Source organism: Arsenophonus endosymbiont of Apis mellifera, from assembly GCF_903968575.1.
Taxonomy (GTDB): Bacteria; Pseudomonadota; Gammaproteobacteria; order Enterobacterales; family Enterobacteriaceae; genus Arsenophonus; species Arsenophonus apicola.
Genome location: NZ_CAJCFU010000020.1, coordinates 1 through 9,248, shown reverse-complemented (window position 1 = coordinate 9,248; position 9,248 = coordinate 1). Strand labels below are relative to the sequence as shown.

Annotated in this window: 13 protein-coding genes and 1 pseudogene; 9 read left to right on the top strand and 5 right to left on the bottom strand. The window is 38.2% G+C overall.

The window, feature by feature from the left end:
* Positions 1-177 (bottom strand): transposase (locus tag H1X92_RS00580; RefSeq protein ID WP_180558337.1); only part of this gene is annotated, 177 nt, incomplete at its 3' end.
* Positions 178-235: 58 nt separating this feature from the next.
* Here H1X92_RS00580 and H1X92_RS00575 point away from each other — a divergent pair.
* Positions 236-1,462, top strand: a complete 1,227-nt coding sequence (locus H1X92_RS00575) for an RNA-guided endonuclease InsQ/TnpB family protein (protein WP_180558336.1) — start codon at positions 236-238, stop codon at positions 1,460-1,462.
* Here the strand turns inward: H1X92_RS00575 and H1X92_RS00570 are convergent.
* The 4 genes and pseudogenes from H1X92_RS00570 to H1X92_RS00555 form a co-directional block, all read right to left on the bottom strand.
* Positions 1,415-1,810 (bottom strand): recombinase RecT, encoded by a 396-nt coding sequence (locus H1X92_RS00570; RefSeq protein WP_180558385.1) that lies wholly within the window; start codon positions 1,808-1,810, stop codon positions 1,415-1,417. The genes H1X92_RS00575 and H1X92_RS00570 overlap by 48 nt on opposite strands.
* Positions 1,807-3,405 carry a PD-(D/E)XK nuclease-like domain-containing protein gene (locus H1X92_RS00565; RefSeq protein WP_180558384.1) on the bottom strand — a complete coding sequence of 533 codons (1,599 nt, stop codon included), beginning with the start codon at positions 3,403-3,405 and terminating at the stop codon, positions 1,807-1,809. The genes H1X92_RS00570 and H1X92_RS00565 overlap by 4 nt, the downstream gene beginning before the upstream one ends.
* Positions 3,402-3,602: pseudogene (locus H1X92_RS00560) on the bottom strand (helix-turn-helix domain-containing protein); the annotation flags it as partial. The gene H1X92_RS00565 and the pseudogene H1X92_RS00560, both read right to left, overlap by 4 nt.
* 242 nt (positions 3,603-3,844) lie before the next feature.
* Positions 3,845-4,750 carry a replication initiation protein gene (locus H1X92_RS00555; RefSeq protein WP_180558382.1) on the bottom strand — a complete coding sequence of 302 codons (906 nt, stop codon included), beginning with the start codon at positions 4,748-4,750 and terminating at the stop codon, positions 3,845-3,847.
* A 796-nt stretch (positions 4,751-5,546) separates the two neighbouring features.
* On the opposite strand from H1X92_RS00555, the gene H1X92_RS00550 reads away from it, so the two are divergent.
* From H1X92_RS00550 to H1X92_RS00515, 8 genes are all read left to right on the top strand, one after another.
* The gene (locus tag H1X92_RS00550; RefSeq protein ID WP_180558381.1) at positions 5,547-5,819 is read left to right on the top strand and encodes an HU family DNA-binding protein; all 273 of its coding nucleotides are present in this window, start codon (positions 5,547-5,549) and stop codon (positions 5,817-5,819) included.
* Between the two features lie 3 nt (positions 5,820-5,822).
* Entirely contained in the window at positions 5,823-6,095 is a 273-nt protein-coding gene (locus tag H1X92_RS00545) for a hypothetical protein (protein WP_180558380.1), read from the top strand.
* 354 nt (positions 6,096-6,449) lie between these two features.
* Positions 6,450-7,085 carry an AAA family ATPase gene (locus tag H1X92_RS00540; protein WP_180558379.1) on the top strand — a complete coding sequence of 212 codons (636 nt, stop codon included), beginning with the start codon at positions 6,450-6,452 and terminating at the stop codon, positions 7,083-7,085.
* Positions 7,079-7,324, top strand: coding sequence for a hypothetical protein (locus H1X92_RS00535; protein ID WP_180558378.1), 246 nt, complete (start codon positions 7,079-7,081; stop codon positions 7,322-7,324). Before H1X92_RS00540 ends, H1X92_RS00535 begins: the two co-directional genes overlap by 7 nt.
* A 548-nt stretch (positions 7,325-7,872) precedes the next feature.
* Positions 7,873-8,151, top strand: a complete 279-nt coding sequence (locus H1X92_RS00530; RefSeq protein ID WP_180558377.1) for a hypothetical protein — start codon at positions 7,873-7,875, stop codon at positions 8,149-8,151.
* Between the two features lie 120 nt (positions 8,152-8,271).
* Positions 8,272-8,577: a hypothetical protein gene (locus H1X92_RS00525; RefSeq protein ID WP_180558376.1), complete on the top strand. Its 306-nt coding sequence runs from the start codon at positions 8,272-8,274 to the stop codon at positions 8,575-8,577.
* Between the two features lie 44 nt (positions 8,578-8,621).
* Positions 8,622-8,837, top strand: a complete 216-nt coding sequence (locus H1X92_RS00520; RefSeq protein ID WP_370520588.1) for a phage holin family protein — start codon at positions 8,622-8,624, stop codon at positions 8,835-8,837.
* The coding region (locus H1X92_RS00515) for a lysozyme (protein ID WP_180558375.1) at positions 8,797-9,248 on the top strand (452 nt) is incomplete at its 3' end. The genes H1X92_RS00520 and H1X92_RS00515, both read left to right, overlap by 41 nt.

Here is a 9,248-nt window from a genome sequence, read left to right as displayed (position 1 = left end):
TCCGTTACTTTCCTTTAAATCAGCCCCAAAGTCGCGACACACTTCACCTGCATACTGATGAAATGCTTTGTAGTGCAAGCCACTGAGTACTTTCTTTCGGTACTTAGTCACAAAGACAAGGTGAACATGTAAAAGAAACGCTGCATGTCTTGAACGGTTGATTTTATATTTTTGCATTGAAATTAACCGGATATACGGTAAGATAGTGAGATAATTTACTACACACTGAGTAATAATGCTAATTCTAAAAGCCTACAAATTCAGACTCGAACCAACCGAAAAACAGTCGCAACGTTTGCGGCAGTTGTGCGGATGCGCTCGTTTTATCTGGAATTACGGGCTAGCAGAGACGCAACGCATTATTGAATCCGGCGGTAAACTACCGTCAGCGTTTGAACTAAATCGGATGCTCACAGAATGGAAAAAAAAGCCGGAACATTCCTTTTTGCAAGAAGCCTACACGGATAATCTTCAGCAGAAACTCAAAGATCTGCACGGGGCATGGAAACGCTGCTTTGATAAAAAACTGGCAGCAAAAGCTCCTGTATTTAAAAGGAAAAATGACGGGCGTGATTCAGTTCGTTTTGTTAATTTTGATAAATATTGTCAGCTCGATAATGGCAGAGTGAGATTACCGTCAGGTTTGGTATGGGTAAAGTTCCGGCAGTCGCAAAAGCTGTACGGTAAGATTAAAAACGCAACCGTTAGCCAACATGCGGGACACTGGTATATATCGTTTCAGGTCGAACTGGAAATGGACATTCAGCCTCATTCGTCAGCAACAATGATTGGTTTGGATGCAGGTGTAACCAGACTCGCCACGCTGTCAGACGGCACAGTGTTTGAACCTGTAAACAGTTTTAAAACCAACCAAAAAAAGCTGGCGAAATTCCAGCGTCAGTTAAGCTGTAAAGTTAAATTCAGCAATAACTGGAAAAAACAGAAGCGAAAAATCCAACGTCTCCACTCGCATATAACCAATATCCGCAAAGACTACCTTCACAAAGTCACCAGTGAAATCAGCAAAAACCACGCGATGATCGTCATTGAGGACTTAAAGGTCAGTAACATGTCGAAATCGGCAAAAGGTACACAAGAGCAGCACGGACGGAATGTCAGGGCAAAATCAGGACTTAACCGTTCGATACTGGATCAGGGTTGGTATGAAATGCGCCGTCAGCTTGAGTACAAGCAGCTATGGCGCGGTGGTCAGGTATTAGCTGTGCCTCCGGCATATACAAGTCAACGGTGTGCATGTTGTGGTCATACAGCGAAAGAAAATCGTCAATCACAAAGTAGATTCGAGTGCCTTGAGTGCGGGTATACAGAGAACGCAGATATCAACGGAGCTCGTAACATTTTAGCGGCAGGACATGCCGTGTTAGCCTGTGAAGTGAACGGTGCAGTAATGCCGTCAGCAGCAGGAACCAGGCTTCTGAGCGATCAGATAGTCTCCGACTAACGGGAATCCCCCTCCTGAGTCACGAAGTGTGAAGGTGGGGGAGGATGTCAACGGCATGTAAACGGCTTTTTTCACAAACTGGTTGTTGACTTTTGTACTACGAACAACCAAGGCAGCTTCTCGTCCGTCTGGCATCAGTCCATCTTTTGCGCATCGAGTTAAGGCTAGTACTAGTGATTGTTTATCGGCATTTTGCAACTCCGCATTTTCTATCAGTGCAGTCGCTGCGGTTCGGGTGAACTGCTCAGGCGTAACCTGAGCAGGTAACAGGGCTGCGATTCCTTGCTGCATAATAACCGATTGCAGATTGGCATAGACGTTATTCATCGTTTGTAATTCGGTATTCATGCGACACCTCCTTCTACCGCAAACGCTTCTCTGCGTTTTCTATCCGCCTGTTTTGCCCAGAAAGGACGGGATATTTTGACGATTGGGTAGGTTTCTATGACGCTTTCTAGCATATCAATCACACGATTTACTTCGTATACGCCCTGCTCGCTATCTTCGTCGTCGGGTTCACAAAGTTTCACAGGAAAACGCCCACAAGCTGGGTTTTTACCAATTGCACAGAAAGTGAAAGCTATTGCTTGACCAAATACCTGATTAGCAATCAGACGATAAAATTCCGCTTGTATGTGATAACCAAACTCATCAACAGATTTCCCAAAACCTTGAAAATTATCAGTCGTTTTCACATCCAACAAGAAAGGCTTATCTGAATAGATTCCCAACAAATCAGGCCGGATTTTCAATAGCGTCCCCTTTTCCGTGCGATAGAAAATTGATAGTTCTGGTTCGCCGTTTTCCAGTAGCTCTTCAACCATTGGATAAGCCAGTGCAGAATCACGCATCATTTCAACCTGTTCAAACTCGTCTTTTTTGAGGGAAATTTGATTGTTGGCAATTGCCTGTGCTTCAAACTCTGCCAATTCCTGTTTACCGTCTTTGGTTCGCAAATTCAGTTCAGGGGAACAAGTGTACTGTTCAGCGAAGCGCTCCGGCTCGAGAATAGCGGTGTGTACAGCCGTCCCTATTAAAAACGCACCGTGTCTAATCTCTTTGTAGGGGGAATCCTTTTCCCAATCTAGCACAGCTATTGTCTGTTCCCGTTGCACCAATCTGATTTGCGTACTCGAATAGCCGTTTGCAGCGTGGTAGGTGCTGTTTGACAGACGGCGAACAATCAAACTTTCTGTCGGTTTTAACGCATCAACACAGCCGTTCAACATCTTAAGCGTGATACCTTCACCGCTCATGATTCTTCCATTAACAGGAGGAAAAGCAGAGAAGATAGAGTTGTCGTCAATATTTTTGATGACCGAGTGTATTAACTCCTTTTCTTCTGTACAATTATTAACCAACTCCTCAAGTGGGACATCTGTCACGCTTTTTTCCACTGCTCCCACGTTTTCCACAGACATAACGACAGATTCAGTGGATAACTCTGTTGATTGTGTTAACAACTGATTATCTTTTCCACACTCAAAAAGATGAATCGCTATTTCCTTGATTTCGCTTAAAGAGATAGCTTTGCCTGCTTCCTGTATTTTCACAGACAACAATTCACGAAGATTAGTATATTGCTCAAAAATCTCAGGCTCTTCCGCTGGATTAGCTAGCAATTCATCTGCATCTCGAATTTCGCCTTCGTCGTATTCTTCCTGAATCCCAAAAATCGTTAGCAAAGCGCAAAACTGGTCAATTTCCTGTTCTTCGGTAATGTCCGTCTGTTTTTCGGTATTAGCTACATATTCCTCAACGGTGATTTCTTCCAAACGAGGCGATTTGTAAAAACAGCAATTTGCGCCGTCAGTTTCAAAGATGTGCTGAGAAGCCAATTTCTTGGCTGCAATTTTCGTTTCAGATGCAAGATAGATGAAATTTGTTGTCTTGCCCTTCTCGTGGTCAACGGTTGTGATGATGGTTGCTTTAAAATATTTCACGCTGCACCTCCGACGCTTTGGCTAAATTCCAATTCAACACTGGCTCTTATCGCTTGTTTTGCGCTGCATACATCCAACTTCCGCACCACGTTTCCCATGTGGAATTTTACCGTTGTTACTTTAATCCCCAATATCACAGAGATTTCCCAATACGTTTTGCCCGCACTTACCCAATGAAGCACCTCATTCTCACGCTTGGTTAATCTTCTGAATAATTTTAAATCTGAGTTCATACCGCACCTCCGACTCTATTCAGAATTCGGGTACGCTGACGAAGGGTTAAGTTGCGTGAGGTTCGAGCGAATAGCTCAATGATTTGATTCGGTGCTTCACAAACAAGCACGCTGAAGGTAGACTTTTTCATTAGCCTTACTCCTAGGTTACATAGGTTTAGGGTTAGCTCTGCGTCGGTGGTGGTACACTGGCGTAGGGCGGTAATTTAAATTTTTGCTATCTTTTTTGCTTGTTCTTCAATTTCACGAACATACTTCACATTAAGTTCATTACTCATAGAAATGAACGCTATAGCTTCCGACTGATTTGCCGTTTTATCAATTATTTTTGACAACAAATAATCAAGAACTTCATGTTTTTTAGTATCAATTTTAATTGAGTTTTTGTTTATTTTTTGTTCTACATTATCATATTGAATTTTAAATATTATTTTATCTGAATCCCTATATTTACGCCCTTTCTTTTCGATAATAAAGCCGTCTTTAAAGTCCTTCTTAATTTTCCATGTAGAACCACACGATGATAAAATTCTGCGTATAGGTTTTATTAAAACCGTTTGTTTGAAATTTGAAAATTTTGAATATTCAGAATAATGAGATCCTACGCATCTGCAAAATTCACCTAATGAGATAGAAAATTCTTTTTGGGATTTAAATCTGCTGATCATCTCAAGTATTCTTTTTTCATAACCACCTCTAAGAGATAACAATAAATTTAAATCTATTTCAGCAAATCCCATAGAATACTCTAACAAATACTTAGCGGCATCTTTATCCATTCTGACGAAAAGAACCCCTTCAGCAAAATCAGCTTTACTTATAACAACTACTTTTTCGAAGGTTTTTTTCAATGGGTCTTTCATTTCAATTATTCTACCCATAACTTTTGTTCCTTCATCTAAAGCATGATAAAGACCTTGTCTAGATAAAGAAAAATGTTCTATTAATTCATCAACATAAAATGTAAATTCGTACTGAACATTACCATCACCAAACTTCTCATCATCAAATGATTTCTTCAGCGCTTTTACTAGAAGAGTAAGAACATCTTGCTCTCTTGCAGAAAGATTCATTCTTGCCATAACAAGCTGATGAGATTTTTTTATTAACATTACGCCCCCACAAAATGACTTCCTTTATTTTAAACAAAGAAGTCATTTTGTCAATAACAAGAAGTCATTTTCTATTTTTATTCCTATAGCCTAACCTAACAGAAAGAGGGTTATTAATTTAATAATGTTTATATTCAATTAGTTACAATGTTAATATTGTAACTATCATTAATCATTTTGATTGTAAAAAATGAATGGGGATAAATTTAAATCTAAGAAGGCATTTTAAATAAAATAAGAAGGCATATCAGACAAAAAACAATGAAAACAATAAGCGAACAAACAAAAAAGAGAAGTTATATAAACAAAAACAAATAATTACTTAATAATATATATTCACAAAGAATGGTAAACATAAAAATTTATATGAATAAAAACAAATAGTTAATTAGTAATTAAGATAAATAAAAATGATAAATATAAGAAGTCATATAAGTAAATATAAGAAGTCATATAAGTAATTTTTTCAAAATAAAACAAAATCCTACCGAAGCATTTACCTTTCTTTTACCTTAATAAATAAAATACCTTATTTACCGCAATCAGCCTGTGGGTAACTTTCTCCGTCCAAAAACCCTGAACCGAAAAACATGTTACTACTGAGTGACCGTATTTCTTTTTCGCAATTATGATATTCCGCTTCCTCGTCTGCTCACTCGCTCCGCTCGGTCACAGACTTGCGGCGAGCGTAGGGTTTTAAGTTAAAAATTTTATTAATTAACAATAAAATATTGTACTCTCTGATTATCACGGCTAGCATCACAAGGATTAACTTTTCACTTAATTCAGGCACACCATGAACAAAACAGAACTCATCAGTAAAGTTGCAGCGAAATCAGGTTTAAGCAGGAAAGACTCGGAAAAGGCGGTTAATGCTTTCACCGAAGCCGTCACCGAATCTTTGAAATCCGGCAATGACGTACAACTCATTGGCTTTGGGAGTTTTCAGGTTAAGCAACGTGCAGCCAGAGATGGAAAAAATCCAAAAACAGGCAAACCACTTAAAATTGCTGCTGCAAACGTACCGAGTTTTAAAGCGGGTCAAAGACTCAAAGAAGCAGTTAAGTAATTCATGACCTACGACGCAAAGTCAATTCGTATTCTGCGTGAAGACGAAATCAAACAGTTTGACTGGCATTGGGCTGAGGAATTAGCCCACGAACACATTTTGCCCCTAGATTGGGTCAAACGCGGATTTGAAGCCTCAAGGCGATTAGGTATTGAACCGGATTTCTTCGTCAGTAAATACATCCTCAAACAAGACCTTCCCAAAAATGACGAATTCGAGCAAGTCTTCATTGAAGTGCTAAAGGAAGACAGAAAGAAGAGTCAGAATACCCTCTAAAACGCGCTGTAATCCATTCTGAGAAGTTTTCTCGATAAAAACGTAAATTCGTGCGTCAAAAAATTTATCGGCTCTCATGATGAGTTTGGTGAGTTTTGCGTTTTTGGATTTCAAAAAAAAGCCAACCGCAAAAGTTGGCTAATTTGTTGAGGTTAATTTTCCAAAATTGACTCGTGGCAAATTCATCATAAAACTTCAATGAAAAATTTCAATTGTTTATTTTTCCTTTATTAATTGAGCTAATATTACGCTTTTTTAGTACCAAATTAACCTGTTTTTTATATTTGTTATTTTAAAATAAATTGGTACTATTAATGTGCATAATATATATTATTAATACATTAAGAGGGTATCATGATAGTACTAATTGGTAGCCAAAAAGGTGGGTGTGGAAAGTCAACAATTTCTGTTAATATTGCAGCAGAACTTGCAAAACAAAAAAAAGACGTAATCTTAGTAGATTCAGATCGTCAAGGAACTTCCGCTAATTGGATTTCTGATAGAAATAAACAAGTAGAAATACCAATAATTCACTGCATCCAAAAATTCGATAATGTTAGAGAAACGCTGCTTGATTTGGATAAAAGATATGAATTTGTAATAGTTGATACTGCAGGTAGAGACAGTAGAGAACTAAGAACAGGGATGACGACCGCAGATATACTTTTAGTGCCTTTCAGACCTTCACAACCTGATTTAGATACTTTACCTAGATTAGTAGAAATAATTACAGAAGCAAAAGATATTAATCCGAAGCTAAAAACTATCGCTATGTTAACTCTAGCACCAACAAATCCTGTCATAAATGAAATTCATGAGGCTCAAGAATATTTAAAAGATTATCCTGAACTCCTTCTAATGAATACAGTTGTTCGTGATCGAAAAGTTTACAGGGATTGCATGGGAGAAGGAAAGGGCGTTATTGAAATGGGTAATTTAAAAGCTAAAAATGAAATTCAATATTTAGTAAAGGAGCTTCTTACATGGTAAAACGCAGATTTCCTAATTCAGTAGAGAAAAAAATAGAAGAGTTTGCTTCTGCTGCTGACCAAATGATTAAACAAAAAAATGAGCTTAATAGTGAGGCTCGTCGTGATTACAAGGCTCTTCGCGTTCCATTTAATCAGTATGAGTATGAATTATTAGAAAGACTTTGCAAAAAAACTAAACGTTCTAAATTAAATATGATTCGATATGCTTTAAAATATTATGATGAAAATGATGTATAAGAAGCATAATACTGGTACTAATATTGTATATTTTTTATATCTTTTTTATTCCAATTTTCATAAAAAAGCACCAGTTAGAATACTGGTGCACAGTTTACTTAAGTAGAAGGGATTATCTTTCTCGTTAAGTATAGCTCATTTCAAAAATAGCAATTTCCGATTGCAAATTTAAAATTTAAAAAAAGTGAAAATTTTTTAATCACGTAAGTTATTGATTTTGATCACTTTATTTTAAGCTCAAATTTCACGTAAGTTATTGAAATAGATCGAATTATTGACACGGTAAAATTTCTGTTTACAATTGAGAAATCAATTTTTAGCTGTTTTTTTGTACGGCTTTTGCTCTTTCACAATTTGGGGTTTTTTCTCTGCGAGTCGCGGAGAACAGAATACCGTTTTTGTGTGTTCTGTTTTGGTGTTTTTTATTCAATAACGCCGCTATCCACATTTAATTAATTTGTGGAAATCGTATTTAAAATCTTCGTGTTTACGAGGTTTGTTATCGACTGAAATTAAGAAACATCAAAATATAGCGCTCAGGAGGAAAAATGCCCCAAGAAATCATTTTCAAAGAAAGTAAGCGTAATGCAAAAATCAGGCGAGAAATTAGAAAAATTGAGTTTCTTGCCAAGAAAGATGCTGAACGTGAATTTAACCAAAAACTCAAAAAAGCCTTTTGGCGACACGAAAATCCACGTCAGCAGTTACGGGATTTTCAACGACAGATAGTCGTTTACGCAAATCTGTTTTTGGATCACCGCAAAAAACAGCAAAAACAAAAAATCATCGCCCAAAGAGCGCACATTGATGCGCTCTTTTTAAATTAAAACCTTTATTTGTCATTTTTCAACCACATCAGGCAATCACACTTTATTTCATATTTTTTATCATTTTTGCTGCTTCTGCTCAGTTCATCTGTCATTGGTAATTTAGGAAATCATATTTTCGTGGGGATTTGTATTGCTGTGATTACTGCCGTCAGAATGGCATTTTCATTTGAAAAAACAGCAGAGTCAGCCAGAAAGCAAGCGGTCGAGTATCTTAATCTCTATACATCCCAAGCATTGACCGCATCCGAATCCAAGCTAACAGAAGATTTGATGTGTATACAAAAAGAAGACCCTAATATCTGGCTCTCTTTGAGTAACGTAGCAGACCTTCGAACAAGGCAAATACTGGGTGAACCTGTCAAAAACGAGCTTAGCAATTGGGAAAAATTAATGGCATTTTTGTCGGGCATTAGCGTTAAATAAACATTCACACCTCACCACCTCAAAATCTCACCGGAAGAACTCACATGATGGAAAAGTATTCCAGCCCCTTGTCGTATCTATGGGCTGGGGCGACAACCGCTATTGGCATTCTCACGCTCGAACAGTGGGTAGCTGTAGTGGGTATTGTCTGCACGATAGGGACATTTTTAATCAACGTGTACTACCGCAAAAAGGAGTACAAACTTAAGGAACATCACTATGAAGATACCGAAAAAAATATTGATGGCAACAGGCGGTAGCGCATTGTTTTTAGCATCAAGCATGATAACGCATTTCGAAGGGCTGAGGCTTAAGCCCTATTTCGATGGTGGCGGTGTGCTTTCTGTTTGCTATGGGCACACAGGTAATGATATTGAACGTAACCGGACTTACACCAAAGCCGAATGTGACAAGTGGCTTGATGACGATTTGAAAGTGGTTAAACGCTATGTTGACCCGCTGGTCAAGGTAGACATCAATACACTGACTCAGGCCGCGCTTTACTCATTCGCTTACAACGTGGGCGTAGGGAATTTTGCCAAATCGACATTACTCAAAAAGCTCAACGCTGATGACCGAAAAGGCGCTTGTGAAGAAATGAAACGCTGGGTTTATGTCGATGGCAGAAAGTGGAAAGGATTAATGACCCGTCGGGAAATAGAGAGCGTAAT

Bases quoted from the DNA above. Each gene is read 5' to 3' on its own strand.
- H1X92_RS00575 (WP_180558336.1), top strand. From the start codon at position 236: ATGCTAATTCTAAAAGCCTACAAATTCAGACTCGAACCAACCGAAAAA.
- H1X92_RS00570 (WP_180558385.1), bottom strand. From the start codon at position 1,810: ATGAATACCGAATTACAAACGATGAATAACGTCTATGCCAATCTGCAA.
- H1X92_RS00555 (WP_180558382.1), bottom strand. From the start codon at position 4,750: ATGTTAATAAAAAAATCTCATCAGCTTGTTATGGCAAGAATGAATCTT.
- H1X92_RS00550 (WP_180558381.1), top strand. From the start codon at position 5,547: ATGAACAAAACAGAACTCATCAGTAAAGTTGCAGCGAAATCAGGTTTA.
- H1X92_RS00545 (WP_180558380.1), top strand. From the start codon at position 5,823: ATGACCTACGACGCAAAGTCAATTCGTATTCTGCGTGAAGACGAAATC.
- H1X92_RS00540 (WP_180558379.1), top strand. From the start codon at position 6,450: ATGATAGTACTAATTGGTAGCCAAAAAGGTGGGTGTGGAAAGTCAACA.
- H1X92_RS00535 (WP_180558378.1), top strand. From the start codon at position 7,079: ATGGTAAAACGCAGATTTCCTAATTCAGTAGAGAAAAAAATAGAAGAG.
- H1X92_RS00530 (WP_180558377.1), top strand. From the start codon at position 7,873: ATGCCCCAAGAAATCATTTTCAAAGAAAGTAAGCGTAATGCAAAAATC.
- H1X92_RS00520 (WP_370520588.1), top strand. From the start codon at position 8,622: ATGATGGAAAAGTATTCCAGCCCCTTGTCGTATCTATGGGCTGGGGCG.